This is a genomic window from Actinomadura atramentaria DSM 43919, from assembly GCF_000381885.1.
GTDB classification, from domain to species: domain Bacteria; phylum Actinomycetota; class Actinomycetes; order Streptosporangiales; family Streptosporangiaceae; genus Spirillospora; species Spirillospora atramentaria.
Genome location: NZ_KB907209.1, coordinates 284,213 through 303,987, shown reverse-complemented (window position 1 = coordinate 303,987; position 19,775 = coordinate 284,213). Strand labels below are relative to the sequence as shown.

Genomic DNA, 19,775 nt, shown 5'->3' with positions numbered 1-19,775 from the left:
ATTCCACCCTTTCTTCAGGCGGCCCGAATGTCGCTGATGCGCCATCCGTGGTCGTCGCGGGCGGTGACGACGAGCTGGGCCGCGACCGGCGAACCGGCCGCCTTTCCAGCGCGCGTCGCCTGCTGGTCGAGGAACACGACCAGCACCGCCTCGCCGTCGCGGGTCAATCTGACGAGTCCCGCCCTCGACACCCGCGTGGTGAGGGCGAGTTTCTGGGCCGGGGCCTGCGCGCGGACCTGGCCGAACAGCGTCCGGTACTGGCCCGCGGCGGCCCCGACGAGCACGTCGGTCGCGGCCTGTTCGGTCGCGCCCGGATTCGTGTACGAGTAGGTGAAAATGCGGGCGACGGCGTTCGACACGTCCGCGACGACCTTGTCCGTCGCGCCCTTGTCCACCAGCGCGCGATTCGCCTCGGGGGATTTCTCGACGCGCGCGTCCTTCCAATGCGCGACGCCGAATCCGCCCACCGCGACGGCCACCGCCAGGAGCGCGGGCCAGGCGTGCCGCAGGAACCCGCCGATTGCGGCGGCGATAACCCGCCGACGCGGTTCGCGCCGCTTCTTGCGCTTCTTCGGCGCGGCCTCCGGCGCGTTCTCGTCCGTCTCTTGCTCGGCGATGCTCATCGGCCGCCCTCCCGAGTCGCCTTCCGGGTCGTCTTCGGGCTCGTCTTCGGATGCGTCGTGCGGTGCGGCGTCGGCGCGGCCTTCGGTCCCGCCGTGCCGGCGGTCGGGGTCAGCGCCGTCAGGGAGTTGACCTTCCACGTCCCCGACACCCGCTGCATCCCGACCTCGTACCGTTTGCGCTGCTCGGTCGTCGCCGGGTCACCCGCCTTCGGCGACATGAAGATGCGGACGGACGCGAGCAGCGTCGCGTTGCCCGACGCCGCGTCGAGCTTGGTGATCGCGAGCGCGGTGACGTCGCCGCGCGCCACGCTCTTCTGCTTGCTGAAGATCTGCCGCGCGTTGGCGAGGTCGGCCTGGAGCGCGTCGTGGAACGGGCCGGTGGAGACCTCCACCCAGTGGCCCATGTCGAGGTCGGCGCGCTTGGGGTCGACGCTGTTGAGCAGGGCGACGTCGGCGCGGGCGACCCGGGTCAGCTCGTCGCGCTGCGCGGCGAGGTCGTGCTCCTCGCCGCCGCGCGTCTTCAACAGGCTCCACGTCTGCGCGCCGAGGTAGACGAGCGCGAGGACGAGCAGGACGTATCCGGCGGGCCGCGCCCAGCGGAGCGGCCGCGCCGCCCGGATCAGTCCCGCCGCCGTCACCGTCCGCCTCCCAGGCCGAGCAGCCCGGCCATGTCGGTGGGCTGGCCGCCCGTCAGGTCCGGCAGGCCGAACGCTCCGAGCAGCCGCGAGACCTCGGTGGACGCGGCGGGCTTGACGGCCGCCGGGACGCCCTTGCGCGGGGCGTTCGCGCTGCCGCGCACGTTGATCCCGGACGACGCGGGCTCGGCGCAGTGCGCGGCGGTGTTCCACTTCGGCCCCTTGGACGTGTCCAGGCCGTTGCGGTACTGCGTCCCGCCGTAGCCGCGCGTGCAGGGCTGCGGGTTGAAGAACGTGTTGACGAGCCCGAGCCGCAGCGTCCCGGACGACACGATCGTCGAGCCCATGCCCGCGACCTGCGGCAACCGGACGAACACTTCCTCCAGCGCCGCCTGCCGCGAGTCGAACACGCGCGACGTGGTGAGCAGGTTCGCGACGAGCGGCCCGAAGCCCGGCTCGATGTCGTCCAGCAGCTTGGACATCTCGTCGGCCGCGCCCGGCGTGACCGCGATGAGCCGCCGCAGGTCCGCGTCGGACATCTTGAGCTGCCCGGCGAGCAGCTTGGAGCTGCGTGCGAACGACGTGAACGCGGCGGCCTCCTCGTTCTGCGTCCGCAGCGCGACCGAGCCGTTGTCGAGCAGGCCCTTGGTCTCGGGGAAGTTCTCGTCCGACGCGGTGAGGAACTTGCCGCTGGTGTCGAGGAGCTGCTGGAGGTGCGGGCCCTGCCCGGCGAACGCCAGGCCGAGTTCGTCGATGACCGTCTTGAGGTCGTTGAGCGGCAGCGACGCGGCGAGGTCGTTCACGCTCTTCAACGTCTCGGAGACCGGCGCGGGCGTCGTGGTGACGCTGCGCGGGATCGTGGAGCCCGCCGCGAGGTACGGGCCGGCCGCCGCGTTCGGCTCCAGGTCGACGTACTGCTCGCCGACCGCCGACCGGTCCGCGACGACCGCCTTCAGGTCGCGCGGGATCTTGGGCGCCGAGTTGTCGATCCACAGGTCCGCGATGACGCCGTCGCGCGTGAGGTGCAGCTTGCCGACCTTGCCGACCGTGATGCCCCGGTAGGAGACCGCGGACCCCTCGAACAGGCCGCCGGTCGTGGCCAGGTCGAGCTTAACGGTGTAGGTGCCGCGCATCCCGACGAACCGGCCGAGGTCGGCGTACCGGATTCCGGTGTAGGCGATCACCACGACGGCGATCACCAGGAACAGGACGAGTTTGACGCGGGCGCTGAGCGTCAGCATCAGTTGCCTCCCCCGAGGGTCGGGAGCGGCAGCGCGGGCGCGTCGCCCTGCCTGCCGCCGGGCGGGGTGGACGGGGTGGTCGGGAGACCCGGGGTGGAGGGCGTGGTGGCCGCGGAGTTGACGTCCGTCGCCTTGCCCGTGTTGGGGTCGCTGTCCGGGCAGGGCGTCGGCAGGGGCTCCTGCGGATCGTTGGGGTTGTCGGCGGCGAGCGCTCTGGCGCTCATCTTGGGCACGTCGTCAGCCTTCGTGACACTCGCCGGAATGACGCAGTTCATGTTCGGATCTGCGACCACCGTCAGATACCCGTTCAGGTAATCCCCCTTGATCGCCTTGGTCGCCTCGTCCGTGAACGGATACGTCAGCAGCACCTCAAGCGACTTAGGCAGATCCCGCCCCGAGTCCGCGAGCTTGTCGAGCACGGTCGACAGCGACCGCAGGTCGGCGGCCGTGTTCGCCTCGCTCTTGTTGATCACCTTGACGGCCACGTCGGACAGGTCGTCCAGCTTCCGCAGCATGTCCACGAGCTGCCCGCGCTGCTGCTCCATCACCTTGAGCCCCGGCGACAGGTCGGTCAGGACGGTCGAGACCTGCCCGTCCCGCGCCGCGACGGTGGACGACAGCCGGTTCATGCCGTCGAGCGCGTCGGTGATCGCGGTCCGGTTCTTGTCCAGCGTGGACGTGAGTTTGTTGAGGTTCTCCAGCGCGGACCGGACCTTGTCCTCCCGCCCGTTCAACGCGGAATTCAATTCCTGGTTGATGGTGCGGATCTGCGGCAGCCCGCCCCCGGAAAGCAGCATCGACAGCGCGCCGAAGACCTCTTCCGTGTCCGCGTTGCGCGTGGTGCGGGCGAGGGGGATGGTCGCGCCGTCCGTCAGCGGCTCCGCCGAGGCGTTCACCGGCGGCGCCGCCAGCTTGATGTACTTCTCCCCCAGCAGGCTGGACTGCTCAAGGTTGGCGGTGGCGTTGGCCGGCAGGTGGACGTCGCCGTTGACGATCAGCGTCGCCTGCGCGTGCCACGACCCGCGCGGCAGCGAGATCTTCTTGACCCGGCCGACCGGGACGTCGTTGACCCGCACCGACGCCTGCGGCACGAGGTTGATGACGTCCTCGAACTGGACGTTCACCTCGTACGGGTGCGACCCGAGGTTCGCCCCGCCCGGCAGCGGCAACTGCTCGACGGAAACCTGGGAACACCCGGCCGCGAACGTCGCCGCCACGGCGAGCGTCCCCGCGGCGAGGGCGGTTCTCCTCCTGCGCATCAGCGTTCTCCCTTGCCGGTGTAGACCGTCCCGGCCGGCGGGAACGGCAGCGCCGGAGTGTCGGACGACCCGGTGGACGGCGCGGCCGTCAGCCCGGAGGCCCGCAGCTTGCTGCACTCGGCCCGCAGCTCGCGGGACGCCGAGCTGGCCGTCGCGCACACCGGCCGGGTGTCGGCGGCGGTCGGCGTGAACCCCGGCTGCGCCTTGCCGTACACCTTGGTGATCTCCAGCAGGTTGCCGCGGCTCATCAGCGACCGCGTCTGCGGGTCGTAGGCGTTGAGCGCGTTCTGCGTGAGCAGCGGCGCGGTGTCGAGGACGTCCGCGAGCGCGGCGCGCTGGTCCACGAGCACCTGCGTGATGTCCGCGAGTTTGTCGACGTTCTTGACGAGCTTCGTCCGGTTGTCCTCGACGAGTCCCTTGACCGCGGCGAGCGCGATGGCGAGGTTGCGCAGCGCCCCCGCGAGGTGGTCGCGGTCGTCGGCGAGATATCCGGAGACGTCCGCGAGCTGGTTCTCCGCGTTGCGGATCTGCCCGTCGTTGGCCCGGAGCATCTTGCTGAACTCGTTGAGGTTGCCGATCGTGGCGTAGAGGTCGTCGCTGGAGTCCGCGAGGGTCTGCGACGCCTTGCCGAGGTCCGCGATGGTGTTGTTGAGCGCCTTGCCGTTGCCGCCGAGGTTGGCGGCCCCGACGCGGATGACGTCCGACAGCGCGCCCTGGGCGTTGAGCCCCTGCGGCCCGAGGTCGCCGCTGAACTTGCGGACGCTGTCGTAGAGCGCGTCGAGCTCCAGCGGCGTCGCGGTGCGGGTGACGTCGATGGACGCGCCCGCCGCCATCTTCGGCCCGCCGTTGTAGGCGGGCGCGAGCTGGACGTACCGGTCCGAGACGAGGTTCGGCGCGATGACGACGGCGCGCGCGTCCACCGGCACCGGCACCTTCTTGTCGACCTTCATCTCGACCTTGACCTGGTTGCCGACCGGCTTGATCGAGCTGATCGACCCGACCTTGACGCCGAGGACCCGCACGTCGGAGCCGGGGTAGACCCCGATCGCCGTGGCGAAGTACGCCGTGATCTTCCGGCTCGGCGTGGCCGTGACGACCGGCACGAGCGCGACGGCCACCAGGATCACGAACAGCGCGATGAACACTTCGAGCACGCGGGTCCGGTTGTCGCGCAGCGGTGACAGTGCCATTACCGCCCTCCCGTCAGGTGCGGCGGCTCGCAGCCGGTCGCGGGCGGCGTCCACGGCGGATTGTCGGTCTTCAGGTACTCCTTGGGGACGGTGCCGCACAGGTACCCGTCCACCCAGCGCCCGTTGCCCATCGAGTTGCCGACCTGCGTGATGTACGGCGAGGCGGTGGCGAGGACGCGGTCGAGGTTCTTCTGGTTGCGCTTCAGCGTGTCGGTCACCTGGTTCAGCGAGGTCAGGACGGGGTCGAGCCGCGGCCGCAGGTCGTTCACCAGCTTGATCAGCTCGGCGGACAGGTTCTCGGTGCCGACGAGCAGCGCGTGGACGGCGTCGCGCCGCCGCCGCAGCTCGGCGAGCAGCAGGTTCCCGTCCTTGAACAGCACCTCGAACTGCGCGTTCTGGCTGGACAGCGTGCCGGACAGCTTCTTGGTGCCGTCGAGGAGCTGCGCCAGCTCGGCGTCGCGGGAGGCGATCGTCTTGGAGATCGACGAGAGCCCGTCCAGCGCGGTCCGGACGTCGCCGGGCGTGTCGGCGAACGTCGTGGAGATCGTCTCCAGGCTCTGCGCGAGCTTCTGGGTGTCGACCTGCTGGAACGTGCGGCCGAGGTCCTCGAACGCGGTGGTCACGTCGTACGGCGAGACGGTCCGTTCCAGCGGGATCGGCCGCCTGGGGTCCTGCTTGCCGGACCCGAGCGGGTCCAGCGCGAGGTACTTCGACCCCAGCAGCGTCTTGATCATGATGGTCGCGGTGCTCGCGTCGCCGACCCAGGTGTGCCGCACCCGGAACGTCACCTTGACCTTGTTGCCCTCCAGCGAGACACCGGTGACCTTGCCGACGCGGACGCCCGCGACGCGGACCTCCTGCCCGCCCTTGATCCCGGCCGCCTCGGAGAAGTAGGCGCTGTAGGTGGTGCCGCCGCCGATCAGCGGCAGCCGGTCCGCCCGGTACGCGATGGCGCCGATGACCAGCAGGATCACCAGCCCGACGATCGCGACGGGGATCGGGTTGCGCTCGCGCAGCGGCTTCAGCCGGGGCCGGCCCCGGCGCGCCGCCCGGACGGCGGCCGACGGCTGCGGCTGCGGGGTGGGCGCGGTCATCCCTTGCACCTCGCGTCCTTGATCGGCAGCCCCGTCGGGTCGGCGGGCTGGTCGTCGGCGCCGGTGTCCGCGTAGTGAACGCCGACCAACTTGACCTCGCACTGGTAGAAGTTCATCCACGACCCGTACGAACCGAGGCGGCCGATGGTCGCCATCTTGTTCGGGGCGTTCTGCAGGAACCGCTCGACGAGCGGCTGGTCGCGGTTCAGGTTGTCGCTGAGCCGCCCGAGGTGGTTCACGCTGCTCGCGAGCGGGTCGCGCGTGACGTGCAGCAGGCTCGTCATCGCGGTCGCGAGGTCACCGATGCCTTCGAGCGCCTCGCCGATCGGCCGCCGGTCGGCCGCGAGGCCGGAGGTGAGCTGCCGCAGCGTGGTGACGAGGTCGACGAGCTGGTCGTCCCGGTTGTTGACGGTCCGGACGACCTTGTTGAGGTTCGCGATGACGTCCCCGATCACCTGGTCCTTCGCGGCGATCGTGGTCGTCAGCTCCCCGACCGTGCGCAGCAGGCTCTCGACCGTCCCGCCCTCGCCCTGGAGCACCTTGACGATCGACTCCGAGAGCCGGTTCGCGTCCCCCGGCGACAGCGCCTGCATCAGCGGCTGGAAACCCTGGAACAGTTGCGTCAGGTTCAGCGGCCCGACGGTCCGTTCGACGGGGATCACGCCGTTCTTGCGCAGCACCTGCCCCGGCGTCGCCGTGCCCTCGCCGAGCGCGATGTACCGGCCGCCGACGAGGTTGAGGTACTTCACCGACGCGGTGACCCCGGCGGGCAGCGTCCGGTCCCGGTCGACGGAGAACGTCACGAGCGCGAGCCGCCGGTCCGTCACCTTGATCGACTCGACCTGCCCGACGCGGACGCCCGCGATGCGGATGCCGTCCCCGGCGTGGAGCCCGGCGACGTCGGTGAACTTCGCCTTGTAGGACACGCGGTCGCCGGACGTGGTGTCGGTGATGCTGGCGGCGAGCAGGCTCGTCGCCAGCACCGTCACGACGATGAAGATGAGCGAGGTGGCCAGCGGGACGCCGAGTCCCTTGAGGCCCTGTCCGGCGCGCTTCACTTCAGGTTCACCTGCGCTCCCCGGTAGATGGGGCCGACCAGCACGCTGGACCAGCCGGGAAGCTGCTCGGGGACCTCGTTCACCGAGGGGGCGACGAGTTCGTTCACCATGTCGTTCTCCGAGGCCGAGTTGGCCGGGCCGAGCCCGCTGCCGGACTGCGATCCGGCCCGCTCGACGGTGCCCGCGACGGTCGGCACGCCCCCGGCGGGCAGGACGCGCGGCGCCGCGCCGACCGTGCCGACGTAGGGCACGCTCGGGCAGTGCGGCCCGCCGCCCGCGTTGTAGCGGGGCGTGTCCTTGCCGGGCAGGTACCGGCCCTTGTTCTGGACGGACACGACGGTCGCGTGGACGCCGTGCTCGTTCGTGCCCTTGCCGAGCGCCTTGTTCATCAGCGGGATGAACCCGGACAGCGTCCGGAACGTGCAGGGCGCGGCCGGGGCGTAGCGGGCGGTGAGTTCCAGCGAGGCCCGGCTGTCGGCCGAGAGCTGGATGATGATGTCGCCGAACCGGTTGAAGAAGTCCGTCGCGTTGACGGCCAGGCCCGACACCGACGAGTACACGTCCGCGAGCGCGGCGCGCTGCTGCACGACGGTCCGGCTCGTGGTGGTGAAGTCGGTGAGCGCGTCGAGCAGGTCCGGCGCGGAGTTCGCGAGGTTCTGCGAGAACTTCGCCAGCTCGTTGAGGTTGCGGGTGAGCTGGGGCAGTTCGGGGTTGAGCTTCTTGAGGTAGGCGTCGAGCTGTTCGAAGTTCTGTCCGAGCTGCTCGCCGCGGCCCTGCAGCGCGTACGACATCGCGTTGAGCGTCGCCTGGAGCTGCGCGGGCTGGAGCGTGTTGAGCAGGTCCATCGTGTGGTTGAGCACTTCGGACAGCTCGACGGCGTTCTTGCTGTGGTCCTCCTCGATGACGCCGCCGTCGCGGATCGGCGTCCCCGCCGAGCCCTGGGGCGGGACGAGCGAGACGTACCGCGCGCCGAACACCGTCGTCGGCAGCAACTGCGCCTGCGCGTCGGCGGGGACGAGCTTGGCGAGGTCGGGCTTGAGCGCGAGCGTCAGCTTCGCGCCCGCGCCGTCGCTGGCGATCTCGCGGACCTCGCCGACGACGACGCCGCGGACCTTCACGTCGGCCCGCCGGTGCATCTCGTGCCCGGCGGTGCCCGTCTTGAGCGTCACCATCGTCGCGTCGGTGAACTTCTTCTGGTAGATCGCGATCGACAGCCAGATCAGCAGGATCGGGACCAGCAGGAACGCCACCCCGTTGAGGCGGCGCAGGACGACGCTCGTCGTCGTGGGTTTCGCCATGTCAGCCCGTCACCTTCACGGTCGTCGTCGCGCCCCAGATCGCCAGGCTGACGAAGAAGTCGGTCAGGCTGATGACGACGATCGCGGTGCGGACCGCGCGGCCCACCGCGACGCCCACGCCCGCGGGCCCGCCGACCGCGCGGTAGCCGTAGTAGCAGTGGGCGAGGATCACCATGACGCTGAAGATCAGCACTTTGGCGAACGACAGCACGACGTCCTGTGGGGAAAGGAAGATGTTGAAGTAGTGGTCGTACGTGCCTGCGGATTGCCCGTTGAACCAGAGCGTCACCTGTCTGGACGCGAGGTACGAGCTGAGCAGGCCGACCCCGTACAGGGGGACGATCGCGATCGTCCCGGCGATGATCCGGGTCGTGACCAGGTAGGGCAGCGAGTGGATGCCCATGCCCTCGAGCGCGTCGATCTCCTCGTTGATGCGCATCGCGCCGAGCTGGGCGGTGAAGCCCGCGCCGACGGTCGCCGACAGCGCCAGGCCCGCGACGAGCGGGGCGATCTCGCGGGTGTTGAAGTACGCCGACACGAACCCGGTGAAGGCCGAGGAGCCGATCTGGTCGAGGGCCGCGTAGCCCTGCATGCCGACGACGACGCCGGTGAAGATCGTCATGCCGAACATGACGCCGACCGTGCCGCCGATGACGGCGAGCGCGCCGCTGCCGAACGCGACCTCGCCGAGCAGCCGCAGCGCCTCGGTGAAGTAGCGGCGCAGCGCGCGGGGCGTCCACAGGAGCGCCCGAACGTAGAAACCGAGCTGGTCGCCGGGCTGATCCAGCCACGACACCAGCCGCACCGGCCTGAACCGGCGCGCACCCGACAGTGCCATCGTCTAGGACCCCTTCGGCGGGACGACTTCGAGGTAGATCGCCGTCATCGTGAGGTTCACGAAGAACAGCAGGAGGAAGGTGATGACCACCGACTGGTTGACCGCGTCTCCGACGCCCTTGGGGCCGGGCGCGGGGTTGAGGCCCCGGTAGGACGCGACGATGCCCGCGATGAGGCCGAACAGCAGCGCCTTGGCCTCGCTGACGTACAGGTCGGGGAGCTGCGCGAGGGCGGAGAAGCTCGCCAGGTACGCGCCCGGCGTGCCGTCCTGCATCAGCACGTTGAAGAAGTAGCCGCCCGCGACGCCGACGACCGAGACGAGCCCGTTGAGCAGCACCGACACGCCCACGCACGCCAGCACCCGGGGGACGACGAGGCGCTGGATCGGGGAGACGCCCATGACCTCCATCGCGTCCATCTCCTCCCGGATCGTCCGGGAGCCGAGGTCGGCGCAGATCGCGCTGCCCGCCGCGCCCGAGATGATCAGCGCGACGATCATCGGGCTGGCCTGCTGGACGACCGCGAGGACGCTCGCGCCGCCGGTGAGCGACTGCGCGCCGAGCTGCGTGGCCAGCGACCCGACCTGCAGCGCGATGACGGCGCCGAAGGGGATCGAGACCAGCGCGGTCGGCAGGATCGACACCGACGCGATGAAGTAGAACTGCTGGATCAGCTCGCGGACCTGGAACGGCCTGCGGAACGTCAGCGCGACGACGCTCGCGGCGAGCGTGAACAGCCGCCCGGTCTGCCGGAGCGCGCTCGCGCCCGGCACGGACGTGTCGGGACTGGTCATGTCAGGCCCCCGGTCTGGTTCAGGTGGGCGCGGTTCTCCCGGATCGCGTGCTGGGCGGCGTGCGAGAGCGTCGGGAGGATGGCGTCCACGGCGGCGGCGTGCCGCGCCTCGGCGGCGCGGGCGGGGAGGCCGGGGCTCGGCCGGAGCTGCGGGGGGATGTGGATCGGGCGGACGGGGCCGAGGGTGTCGGCGGCGCGCGCCTCCTCCTCGAGCTTGGCCGCGTCCTTCTCCTCGGTCATGCCGATCGGGCCGTGCCGGTTGCCGCGCAGGAACTGCCCCACCACGGGCTCCTCGCTGGTCAGGAGGACTTCGCGGGGGCCGAAGGCCACGAGGTCGCGCAGGAACAGCATCCCGATGTTGTCGGGGACGGTCGAGGCGATCTCGATGTTGTGGGTGACGATCAGCATCGTCGCGTCGATGCGCGCGTTGACGTCGATGAGCAGTTGCGAGATGTAGGCGGTGCGGACGGGGTCCAGGCCCGAGTCGGGCTCGTCGCACAGGATGATCTCGGGGTCCATCACCAGGGCGCGGGCGAGGCCGGCGCGCTTGCGCATGCCGCCGGAGATCTGGCCGGGGAGCTTGCGCTCCTCGCCGAGCAGGCCGACGACGTCCATCTGCTCCAGGACGATGCGGCGGATCTCCTTCTCGGTCTTGCGCGTGTGCTCGCGGAGCGGGAAGGCGATGTTGTCGTAGAGGTTCATCGACCCGAACATCGCGCCGTCCTGGAACATCAGGCCGAACTTCTTGCGCATCGCGAAGACCTTGCGGTCCGGGTCGTTCACCATGTCGACGCCGTCGACCAGCACGCGTCCCGTCTCGGGCTTGAGCAGCCCGATCAGCGACTTCAGGAAGACGGTCTTGCCCGTGCCCGACGGGCCGAGCATCACGCTCACCTCGCCTGCCGGCAGTGTGAGGGTGACGTCCCGCCAAATGGTCTGCGGGCCGAAGGCTTTCGACAGGCCCTCGACCGTGACCTCAATTCCCAAGGAACACCCCCCAACGCCATGACAAAGCGTGGAATAAACCTGACCCGTGGTGACGGGCCGGTACGGACGCGACCAGCGGGAACCCTGCGCCACTGGTCTGTACGCGAGGACGTTACGGTCGAGTAGGGCCGGAATTCAATAGGGCTTCACAGACTGCAGGACGCAATTCGGTAAATCGCTGCGCGATATTGTCACCGGCTTAGCGTTGGATCTTGGGGGACGCTGCCTCGGTGATTACCAGCGGGTAGGATCGACCCGGGCGGCGGGTGGCGCGCGTCACGCGGACCCGCGTCCGGCCGCACAGGAGCGCCCGTCCGGTTGTCACCGGGCCAACATCGCCGGGCCGGTTTTGTCACCACCGGAGTAAGCGAACGGCGATGTACCGCTGAATCCGCACCAACCGCTTGTCAGCCTCCGGCGGTGACTTTATGTTCACGGTGTTTTCCGTATACCGCCCCGAGGGTGTGAGCTCCCCCGCTCGGACCACCCCCCTGCGACGGCGCACGGACCGCCCGGCCGGCCCGGCCGGACGGACAATGCGCCGCCGCCGCACAGCCGACCCGTTGCGGAGGTTTGCGTTCCGTATGTCGCAGGCATTGGAGCTTTCCGAGACCAGCGAGGGCCACGCCATCATCCCGGCCGAATTCGCCGAACTCCTCAGAGCGCAGCTCGGCGACGTGATCAATGACGTCATCGCCGAGATCCGCCGAACCATCCCCGAGTACAACCGTCCCGAGGATTCCGCCTACGACCAGATCCTGCGGCTCAGCGCCGAGATGCTCTTCAACGGGTTCCTCGACGCCGCCGCGGACCCGGCCGTGTCCTCGACCCAGCGCGACGAGACCTGCCGCGCCCTCGGCCACTTCGAGGCGGTCGAGGGCCGCAGCCTCGACCACCTCCAGGCCGCGTACCGCGTCGCCTTCCACATCGCCTGGCGGCGGACCGTCATCGTCGCCGAGCGCGAGGGCGTCCCGACGTCGGTGGTGTCCGACGCCGTCGACGCGATGCTCGTCTACCTGGACGAGGCCATCGCGCAGGCCCGGATCGGCCACCAGCAGGCCAGCGGCCAGGCCGACCTGCGGCGGCGCGGCGACCGGCGCCGCCTGCTGCAGCTCATCCTCCAGCAGCCCGCCGTCGTGCGGGAGGCGATCGAGGAGGCCGCCAAGACCGCGTGCTGGTGGCCGCTGCCGGAGTCCGCGACGCTCGTCGCCGTCCATCCCGACGGGCACTGCACGCGCTCGGCGCTGGACGCCGACGTGCTCGTCGACCTCGACGACGGCGAGCCGTGCCTGCTCGTCCCCGGCCCGATCACCGAGGCGCGCGCGAGCATGCTGCGCGCGGCACTGTCGGACGCGAGCTGCGTCCTCGGCCTCACGCTGCCGCTGGAGCGCGCGGCGCACTCGCTGCGCTGGGCGCGGCGCGTGCTGGCGCTCGCCGAGGAGGGCATCATCCGCGACGGGTCGCTCATCCCGTGCGAGGAACACCTCGTGACGATGTGGCTGATGTCGGACCCGGCGTTGATGGAGGAACTGGCCCGCCGCCACCTCGCGCCGCTCGACCACATGTCGGACGGGCACCGCCGCCGCCTCATCGAGACGCTGGCCGAGTCCGTCACGACGCACGCCACCGCCGTCGAGATCGGGGAGCGGCTGAAGGTCCACCCGCAGACCGTCCGGTACCGGCTGCGGCAACTGGAGGGCTACCTCGGGGACGGCCTGGAGGACCCCGACTCCCGGTTCTCCCTGGAGGCCGCGCTGCGCGCCACCGCGCTGCGCCGCCGCCGCGCGCTCGGCCGCCGCGGCACCCCGGGCGGCTGACCCGGCCGCTCCCGTCTCCCGTCCCCCCGCCTCCGGCCACGGCCCGCGCGCGATCCGCCGGGCCCGCCGGACGGGGCCGGGCGCGCCTCGCACGTCCCGGCACGGGCCGCTATCCTGACCGTCGGGTTACCGTTCCCTGACGGAAAGTCGAAGGGTCCATGCCAACCTCGACGTGGTTCCGGCTCAACGTGGCCAAGCGCGAGCGCGTGCTCGAGGTGGCCATGCGCGAATTCGGCGAGCACGGCTACTCCACCGGCAGCCTCAACACCATCGCGCGCGAGGCCGGGATCGCCAAGGGCTCCCTGTTCCAGTACTTCACCGACAAGCTGGAGTTCTTCGCGTTCGTCTGCGACGAGACGTCCCGGCGGATTCGCGAGGAGATGGAGCGGCGCATCGCCCGCGTGGACTTCGACCAGCCCTTCGACGGCTGGCTGTTCGACGTCCTGTGCGAGTGGACGGAGTACTGGGACGACCACCCGCTGGAGCGCGCCGTCACCGCCGCGACCAATTTCGAGCTGGACAACAGCGTCCGCTCCGTCGTCCGCGACACCGCCAACCAGCACTACCTCCAGGTCGTCCACCCGGCGCTGGAGCTGTGGCGGGAGCGCGGCGAGATCCGGGCCGACGCGGACGTCGACATCCTCGCGACGCTGCTGCTGATGACGCTGCCGCACCTGGCGCTGTCGCCGTACTACGACGGGCTCGACCCGGTCCTCGGGCTGCGCGGCCGCTCGCCCGCCGAGCAGCGCCCGATCATCCGCCGGATCATCGACGGCATCCGCCCCCTCTTCGAACCCGTCCCGGACGAGAAGCAGCCCTGAGCGCGACGGGGTGCGGGCCGGGCGGCCCGCACCCGGGCCGTCACTCCCCCGCGTGGGCGCGGCGGAGGGCGGCGATGTCCAGCTTGGACATGCCGAACATCGCGCGGGTCGCCCGCGCCGCCTTCTCCGGGTCGGGGTCGGTGATGAGCTCGATGAGCCCGTCCGGGATGACCTGCCACCAGACGCCGAACCGGTCGGCGATCCACCCGCACTCGGCCGCCCGCCCGCCCTCGCCGAGGACGGCCCAGTAGTGGTCGACCTCCGCCTGGTCCTCGCAGTGGATCTCGAACGACACCGCCTCGTCGATCGTGAACTGCGGGCCGCCGTTGAGGCCGACGAACCGCTGCCCGTTGATCGTGAACTCGACCGTCACCACCGACCCGGCCGGGCCGGGGCCGGCCTCGCCGTACCGGACGACCCGCTCGATCTTCCCGTCCGGGAACACCGACACGTAGAACTCGGCGGCCTCCTCGGCCGTCCCGTCGAGCCACAGGCTCGTGGTGAATCCCCGCGCGACCATTCTGGCCTCCTCACTCGTCGCGGCGCGCGCACCTCCGCGCGCGCCACCCGTCGAGAAGGACCCTCCCCACTTCTGAAACTCATCGCGCGCGGAGGAACGAACGGACGTGGGTCAGCGGGCGGACGGATCAGCGCTCTTCGACGTCCGCGACGAGCACGTCCACCCGCCGCAAGGCGGCCCGGACGAGCGGCGGCAGATCGACGTCCTCGCCCTGCTCGGCCTCGACGACGCGCGGCCGGACCACGCGCCGCAGCCGCCCGCCGTACTCGACCCCGCCCCGCTCGGCGACGAGCAGGTTCCGAACCCAGTCGCTGTCGGCCCCGTACGGCAGCGCGATGAAGACGCGCCCACCGCTGAGCAGCGCGACGACGGGCGTCCGGTACTCCCGCCCCGACCGCCGCCCCCTGTGGACGACCACCGCCCACGGCGGCAGGTAGGGCGCCCACACTCCCTGCACCCGGTTGGTGACGACCTTGTTGAACTCCGCGACCCGCCGCGGCACCAGCACCCGACCCATCATCCACCCCACCTCGAACGACCCGTCCGCCATTCCCAACAATACGGAACTTCAAACCGAACCACGGCCACCAATGCCAATAGTGACGTTTCGCGATCGCCCAAAAACAAGCCCCGCCCCACTTGCGCCCCCATTAACCACCGACATACCCTCATCCGCGAAGGAACGAGTGGACTCCCCCTTCGCACTCTCGCCGAACCCGCCGGAGCCGAGCGCCGCAACGCCGCGCCGCCCGCCTGGAACGCTCCCGAGCAAGCCCCCGTCCCCCCACGGACCACGCCGGAACGACGCCGTTCCCAGCCACCCCAGAACAGCCCGGTCACGGCGCCGCCCGACACCCGCCGCCGTGACCGGGCGCCACCCGAAAACACCGGAAACGCACCCGCCAGGCAAGAGAACCCGGCAATCCACACGCCGAACGCAACGCAAAAAAGCGAACCGCCAAGAAGCCCACCCGCCCGACCCGCACAGAAAAAGGCGCCCCCCCCCCCGCGGAGAACCCCCGAAGCGAAGCAAAGCCAGCAAGGGCACCCCACAAACGGCGACCAGCCCAGGGGAAACCCAGGCTCCCCCAAACAGATACACACAACCACCGAGCGGCACCCGCACGCGAACGGCGACCAACCCCCAGGTACGACCACCTCCGCACAGGCAGGAACCACCCGGCTTCCCCAACAGCTCCACACAACCGCCGAGCAGCACCCCGCACACGAACGGCGAGCAACCCCAAGGTGCGACCACCCCCGCGCAGGGCGGGAAACCCAGGGCTCCCCCAACAGCTCCCCACAACCACCGAGCAGTACCCCCGCACGCGAACGGCGAGCAACCCCAGGGGGTGACCACCCCCAAGCGGCGGGCACCCCGGGGGGTCTACACCCAAACAAAGGCGGAAACCCCAGGGGGTGCCCCGCGCGCGCACGGCCGCGAGCCGCCAGGCGAGCGGCCGGGCGCGCGCAGCGCGGAGGATGCACCGGAACGGAGCGCCAGCGGAGTGAGGATGCATGCTCCGCGCCGCGGGGGGCCGTGGGGGGTCGCCCCCCCACTAGTAACTAAGGGTGTAGTCCTCTTCCTTCGCCTTCCGCGTGGACGCCCAGAACTCGAACGTGTGCCCCGGCCACAGCGTCCGGTTGACCCCGTTCTCGTCGAGGTACCAGGACTGGCAGCCGCCTTCGCTCCAGACGGCGCGGCGGAGCCGCCGGTGCATCTTGTCGTTGAAGCTGCGGAGCGCTTCGGGCTTGGGTTCGATGGCGTCGGCGCCCTTGTCCTGGATGAGGCGGAGGCAGCTCAGGACGTGCTGGATCTGCGTCTCGATCATGAAGACGACGGAGTTGTGGCCGAGTCCGGTGTTGGGCCCGAGGAGCATGAAGAGGTTGGGGAATCCGGGAATGGTGGTGCCCCGGTAGACCTCGATCCCGTTCGCGAAGGCTTCCTGGATCTTGAGTCCGTCGCGGCCGACGATGCGCTGTTCGGCGAGTGCGTCGGTGACCTTGAATCCGGTGCCGTAGATGATGCAGTCGACCTCGTATTCGCGGCCGTCCTCGGTGACGATGGAGTGCTCGCGGATCTCGGCGATGGACGACGTCTCGACTTCGACGTTCGGCCGGGCCAGCGCCGGATAGTAGTCGTTGGACAGCAGCACCCGCTTGCACCCGATGGTGTAGTCGGGGGTGACCTTGGCGCGCAGCTCGGGGTCCTTGATCTGCCGGTTGATGTGCCAGCGCGCGAGCTTCTCCATCGGCACGGAGAGGCGCGGGTCGATGGTGAAGCCGACGGCGCGGGCTTCGAGCGTCCAGTAGATGGAGGCGCGGAAGGCGCGGGCCGCGCCGGGGACCTTGGCGAACGCGGCGCGGACGGGTGCGGGGATCGAGCGGTCCGGCTTGGGCTGGATCCACGGCGGCGTCCGCTGGAAGAGCGTGAGGCTCGCGGCCTGCTTGGCGACGCGGGGGACGAACTGGATCGCCGACGCGCCGGTGCCGATGACGGCGACGCGCTTTCCGGTGAGGTCGTAGTCGTGGTTCCACTCGGCGGAGTGGAACGCGGTGCCCTGGAACGTCTCCATGCCGGGCAGGTCCGGGAAGGACGGGATGTGCAGGGCGCCGATGCCGGACACGACGGCCTTGGGCGTGAACACGGTCCCGTCGGAGAGGGTCACGTTCCACCGCTTGGCGGCGTCGTCGTATTCGGCGGACTCGACGGCGCTGTCGAACCGGATGTGGTCGCGGACGCCGTACTTGTCGGCGGTCCGCTCCATGTAGTCGCGGATCTCCGGCTGCGGCGCGAACATCCGCGACCAGTGCGGGTTCAGCTCGAAGGAGAAGGAGTACATGTGCGAGGGGACGTCGCAGGCGCAGCCCGGATAGGTGTTGTCGTGCCAGGTCCCGCCGAGTCCCTTGCTCTTCTCCAGGACGACGAAGTCGTGGAAGTTCGCCTTCTTGAGCTGGATCGCCATGCCGAGCCCGGCGAAGCCCGAGCCGATGATCACGATGGCCGGAGCGCGCTCGCTCATGTCTGCCTACCTTCTCCCGGTAACCTACTCCCGGTAAGTTACCTGGAGTAGGTTACTGACGGTAGGTCCAACAGTTAGGATTTTCGTGTGAGCAGCGCCACGCCCCCGACCCCCCGGACCCGGCGGCGTCGCATGTCGCGCGCCGAACGCGAGCGGCAGATGCTCGACGTCGCCGAAGAGGTCTTCGGCGAGCGCGGCTACCAGGCCACCTCGATGGACGAGATCGCCGAGCGCTGCGGCGTCTCCAAGCCGATGATCTACGAGTACTTCGGCTCCAAGGAGGGCCTGCTCACCGCGTGCATCGCCCGGTCCCGCGCGGAGCTGTACGAGGTCACGCTGAAGGCGATGGCCGGGGTCACCGACCCGCGCGAGATCCTGGAGCGCGGTATGACCGCCTACTTCGAGTTCGTCGGCTCGCACAGCCGCTCGTTCACGATGCTGCTGACCGACCCGCACGGCGGCCCGCCCGCGGGCGCGGCCGCGATCCAGGAGACGCGCCGCCAGCAGAGCGAGCTGATCGCGGGCGTGCTGCGCACGTTCGCCGCGGGCCTCCCCGAGCCGGACCTGGCCGCGTTCACCGAGATCATCATGGGCGCGAGCGAGCGCCTGAGCCTGTGGCAGACCGGCCGCCCGGAGGTCGGCGCCCGCGACGCCGCCCGCTACATGACCGACTTCTGCTGGAACGGCCTCTCGCCCTACGTCACCTGACGCGGCAGCGCGTCGACCGCGCCGAGCAGCAGGTCGAGCCCGAACTCGAAGTCGCCCTCGGGGTCGCTGCGCGCCAGCTCGTCGCCCGCCGCGAGGACGTTCGGGAACCGCGTCGGGTCGAGTTCCCGCGCGGCGAACAGCCCGTCCGGATGCCGGTCGAGGACCTCGGCCATCCCCGCGTCCCGCAGTTGCGCGCCGAGCGTGTACGCCATGAGCGCGCGGGTGATGCGCACGGCGGTGGGTGCGTCGAACCCGGCGTCGTGCGCGATGGCGAACGCGCTCTCGGCCATCCGCAGCCCGACCGTGCCGTCCACCTTGTGCGTGAGGACGATCGTCATGCAGCGCGGGTAGTCGTGCGCGGTCTTGCGGAACGCGCGCGCGAGGGCGCGGGCGCGGTCGGTCCAGTGCTCGGCGGGGTCGCCGGTGAGGTCCATCCCCGCGACGACGTGCTCGGCGACGCCCTCCAGCAGCGCCGCCTTGTTGGGGACGTGGTTGTAGAGCGACATCACCGCGACGCCGAGTTCGGCGGCGACGGCGCGCATCGACAGCGCCCTGGTCCCGTCCCGCTCGATCAGGTCCACGGCGGCCCGGACGACGCGGTCGCGGGTGAGCGCCGGCCGCGGCTCGGGTGTGCCGGACGTCACGCGCCTCGTCATCGCCCGCTCCCTCCGTTCTCGTTGACATGGTAAGTGGGCCGTGACACGGTACGTACAATGTACGCCGGACGTACATCGTACGTAACCGCCCCCTGGAGGCCCCACGTGTCCACCAGAGACCTTTACACCAGTTCCGTCTCCCCCACGACCCACGAGATCCCGCTCGTCGGGGACACCCGGTTCACCTGGGAGTACGACGACGGCCGCGACAAGCTCCTCGCCCTGTACCAGAAGGGCAAGGACCGCCAGTGGGACTCGGTCAAGCGCATCGACTGGGACCTGGAGGTCGACCCGCACGACGTCCTCGGCGTCCCGGACCAGTCGCTCGCGGTCTACGGAACGCGCCACTGGGAGCGCATGAGCGAGCGCGAGCGCGGCGAGCTGCGCCGCCACTCGGTGTCGTGGCAGTTCAGCCAGTTCGTCCACGGCGAGCAGGGCGCGATGATCACGGCGGCGCGGATCGTCGAGACCGTCCCGGACCTGGACTCCAAGTTCTACTCCGCGACGCAGACGATGGACGAGGCCCGCCACGTCGAGGTGTTCTCGCGTTTCCTGCAAGAGAAGATCGGGATGGTCTACCCGATCAACACCAAGCTCCAGGACCTGCTGAACGAGACCCTCACCGACGGCCGCTGGGACATGCCTTACCTCGGCATGCAGGTGCTCATCGAGGGCCTGGCGCTCGCCGCGTTCGGCGTGATGCGCGACGTCACGACCAAGCCGCTGCCCAAGCAGATCCTCGCGTACGTGATGCAGGACGAGGCGCGGCACGTCGCGTTCGGCCGCCTCGCACTGCGCGACTACTACAAGGACCTGTCCGCGTCCGAGATGCGGGAGCGCGAGGAGTTCGTGATCGAGGGCTGCTACCTGATGCGCGACCGCATCCGGGGCCGCGAGATCTGGGAGAACTTCGGGATCGACGCGCGGGAGGTGGACGAGATGGTGGAGAACTCCCCGTACATGCGAATGTTCCAGAGCCTGCTGTTCAGCCGGATCGTCCCCTGCGTCAAGGACATCGGCCTGTGGAGCCCGCGCATCCGGGAGACGTTCGAGGAGATGGGCGTGCTGGACGCGTCCAAGGCCGACCTCGACGCCCTCATGCGCGGCGACGAGGAGATCGCCGAACGCCTGGACGCCGAGCGGTTCGCCGCCGAGGAGGCCGACCGCAAGGCCGAGGTGGACGCGGTGATCGCCGCCGAAGCCGCCGTGTCCTGAG

19 protein-coding genes are annotated in these 19,775 nt (G+C 70.3%); 4 read left to right on the top strand and 15 right to left on the bottom strand.

Annotation, left to right across the window (positions count from 1 at the left end; all coding sequences use genetic code 11):
• Window positions 1–14 precede the first annotated feature (14 nt).
• Genes G339_RS0105370 through G339_RS0105320 form a run of 11 tightly spaced genes read right to left on the bottom strand, consistent with a single transcriptional unit; the run spans window position 15 to window position 11,014 of the window.
• Window positions 15–623 (bottom strand): hypothetical protein, encoded by a 609-nt coding sequence (locus G339_RS0105370; protein WP_019630054.1) that lies wholly within the window; start codon window positions 621–623, stop codon window positions 15–17.
• Window positions 620–1,261, bottom strand: coding sequence for a hypothetical protein (locus G339_RS36420; protein ID WP_019630053.1), 642 nt, complete (start codon window positions 1,259–1,261; stop codon window positions 620–622). Before G339_RS36420 ends, G339_RS0105370 begins: the two co-directional genes overlap by 4 nt.
• Window positions 1,258–2,499 carry an MCE family protein gene (locus G339_RS0105360; RefSeq protein WP_019630052.1) on the bottom strand — a complete coding sequence of 414 codons (1,242 nt, stop codon included), beginning with the start codon at window positions 2,497–2,499 and terminating at the stop codon, window positions 1,258–1,260. The genes G339_RS36420 and G339_RS0105360 overlap by 4 nt, the downstream gene beginning before the upstream one ends.
• The gene (locus tag G339_RS32625; RefSeq protein ID WP_084693118.1) at window positions 2,499–3,758 is read right to left on the bottom strand and encodes an MCE family protein; all 1,260 of its coding nucleotides are present in this window, start codon (window positions 3,756–3,758) and stop codon (window positions 2,499–2,501) included. The genes G339_RS0105360 and G339_RS32625 overlap by 1 nt, the downstream gene beginning before the upstream one ends.
• Window positions 3,758–4,948 (bottom strand): MCE family protein, encoded by a 1,191-nt coding sequence (locus tag G339_RS0105350; protein ID WP_019630050.1) that lies wholly within the window; start codon window positions 4,946–4,948, stop codon window positions 3,758–3,760. Before G339_RS0105350 ends, G339_RS32625 begins: the two co-directional genes overlap by 1 nt.
• Complete coding sequence (locus G339_RS0105345; RefSeq protein WP_019630049.1) at window positions 4,948–6,042, bottom strand: MCE family protein; 1,095 nt, start codon at window positions 6,040–6,042, stop codon at window positions 4,948–4,950. The genes G339_RS0105350 and G339_RS0105345 overlap by 1 nt, the downstream gene beginning before the upstream one ends.
• The gene (locus tag G339_RS0105340) at window positions 6,039–7,100 is read right to left on the bottom strand and encodes an MCE family protein (RefSeq protein ID WP_019630048.1); all 1,062 of its coding nucleotides are present in this window, start codon (window positions 7,098–7,100) and stop codon (window positions 6,039–6,041) included. The genes G339_RS0105345 and G339_RS0105340 overlap by 4 nt, the downstream gene beginning before the upstream one ends.
• Entirely contained in the window at window positions 7,097–8,398 is a 1,302-nt protein-coding gene (locus G339_RS0105335) for an MCE family protein (protein ID WP_019630047.1), read from the bottom strand. The genes G339_RS0105340 and G339_RS0105335 overlap by 4 nt, the downstream gene beginning before the upstream one ends.
• 1 nt (window position 8,399) lies before the next feature.
• Window positions 8,400–9,236, bottom strand: coding sequence for an MlaE family ABC transporter permease (locus tag G339_RS0105330; RefSeq protein ID WP_019630046.1), 837 nt, complete (start codon window positions 9,234–9,236; stop codon window positions 8,400–8,402).
• Window positions 9,237–9,239: 3 nt separating this feature from the next.
• Window positions 9,240–10,028 (bottom strand): MlaE family ABC transporter permease, encoded by a 789-nt coding sequence (locus G339_RS0105325; RefSeq protein ID WP_019630045.1) that lies wholly within the window; start codon window positions 10,026–10,028, stop codon window positions 9,240–9,242.
• Window positions 10,025–11,014, bottom strand: coding sequence for an ABC transporter ATP-binding protein (locus G339_RS0105320; protein WP_026341154.1), 990 nt, complete (start codon window positions 11,012–11,014; stop codon window positions 10,025–10,027). Before G339_RS0105320 ends, G339_RS0105325 begins: the two co-directional genes overlap by 4 nt.
• Before the next feature lie 596 nt (window positions 11,015–11,610).
• On the opposite strand from G339_RS0105320, the gene G339_RS0105315 reads away from it, so the two are divergent.
• Entirely contained in the window at window positions 11,611–12,831 is a 1,221-nt protein-coding gene (locus G339_RS0105315; RefSeq protein ID WP_019630043.1) for a PucR-like N-terminal domain-containing protein, read from the top strand.
• 158 nt (window positions 12,832–12,989) lie between these two features.
• Complete coding sequence (locus tag G339_RS0105310; protein WP_019630042.1) at window positions 12,990–13,652, top strand: TetR/AcrR family transcriptional regulator; 663 nt, start codon at window positions 12,990–12,992, stop codon at window positions 13,650–13,652.
• Window positions 13,653–13,692: 40 nt separating this feature from the next.
• On the opposite strand, the gene G339_RS0105305 is transcribed toward G339_RS0105310, so the two are convergent.
• The 3 genes from G339_RS0105305 to G339_RS0105295 form a co-directional block, all read right to left on the bottom strand.
• Entirely contained in the window at window positions 13,693–14,172 is a 480-nt protein-coding gene (locus G339_RS0105305) for a VOC family protein (protein WP_019630041.1), read from the bottom strand.
• A gap of 127 nt (window positions 14,173–14,299) precedes the next feature.
• Entirely contained in the window at window positions 14,300–14,692 is a 393-nt protein-coding gene (locus tag G339_RS32620) for a nitroreductase family deazaflavin-dependent oxidoreductase (RefSeq protein ID WP_205625486.1), read from the bottom strand.
• A 1,039-nt stretch (window positions 14,693–15,731) separates the two neighbouring features.
• Window positions 15,732–17,195: a flavin-containing monooxygenase gene (locus tag G339_RS0105295; RefSeq protein WP_019630039.1), complete on the bottom strand. Its 1,464-nt coding sequence runs from the start codon at window positions 17,193–17,195 to the stop codon at window positions 15,732–15,734.
• Window positions 17,196–17,282: 87 nt separating this feature from the next.
• Here G339_RS0105295 and G339_RS0105290 point away from each other — a divergent pair, with 87 nt between their 5' ends.
• Window positions 17,283–17,903 carry a TetR/AcrR family transcriptional regulator gene (locus tag G339_RS0105290; RefSeq protein WP_240489747.1) on the top strand — a complete coding sequence of 207 codons (621 nt, stop codon included), beginning with the start codon at window positions 17,283–17,285 and terminating at the stop codon, window positions 17,901–17,903.
• On the opposite strand, the gene G339_RS0105285 is transcribed toward G339_RS0105290, so the two are convergent.
• On the bottom strand, window positions 17,891–18,559 hold the full coding sequence (locus G339_RS0105285) for a TetR/AcrR family transcriptional regulator (protein ID WP_019630037.1): 669 nt from the start codon (window positions 18,557–18,559) through the stop codon (window positions 17,891–17,893). The genes G339_RS0105290 and G339_RS0105285 overlap by 13 nt on opposite strands.
• A gap of 105 nt (window positions 18,560–18,664) precedes the next feature.
• Here G339_RS0105285 and G339_RS0105280 point away from each other — a divergent pair, with 105 nt between their 5' ends.
• Window positions 18,665–19,774, top strand: coding sequence for a ferritin-like domain-containing protein (locus G339_RS0105280; RefSeq protein ID WP_019630036.1), 1,110 nt, complete (start codon window positions 18,665–18,667; stop codon window positions 19,772–19,774).
• Window position 19,775: the final 1 nt, after the last annotated feature.